General features: G+C 57.0%; 1 rRNA gene. It reads right to left on the bottom strand.

The features are described from left to right. Positions 1-567, bottom strand: a 23S ribosomal RNA gene (locus ABD259_RS25715); the annotation flags it as partial.

Genomic DNA, 567 nt, shown 5'->3' with positions numbered 1-567 from the left:
GCTTCACCGGACGCACGACGCTCCCCTACCAACCCACGGCATAACCGCAGGCTCCACAGCTTCGGCGGTGTGCTTCAGCCCCGCTACATTATCGGCGCAGAATCACTTGACCAGTGAGCTATTACGCACTCTTTAAAGGATGGCTGCTTCTAAGCCAACCTCCTGGTTGTCTCAGCAACTCCACAACCTTTCCCACTTAGCACACGCTTAGGGGCCTTAGCTGATGATCTGGGCTGTTTCCCTCTCGACTACGAAGCTTATCCCCCGCAGTCTCACTGCCGCGCTACAACTTAAACCGGCATTCGGAGTTTAGCTGACCTCAGTAACCTTGTCGGGCCCATCAGCCAACCAGTCGCTCTACCTCCGGCAAGCAACACACGACGCTGCACCTAAATGCATTTCGGGGAGAACCAGCTATCACGGAGTTTGATTGGCCTTTCACCCCTACCCACAGCTCATCCCCCAGGTTTTCAACCCTGGTGGGTTCGGGCCTCCACGACCTCTTACAGCCGCTTCACCCTGGCCATGGGTAGATCACCCCGCTTCGGGTCTACAGCACGCGACTCA

It is taken from the genome of Nocardiopsis rhodophaea, assembly GCF_039530945.1.
Taxonomy (GTDB): Bacteria; Actinomycetota; Actinomycetes; order Streptosporangiales; family Streptosporangiaceae; genus Nocardiopsis_C; species Nocardiopsis_C rhodophaea.
The sequence above is the reverse complement of the archived record's forward strand: the minus strand, read 5'-3'. Positions and strand labels throughout refer to the sequence as shown.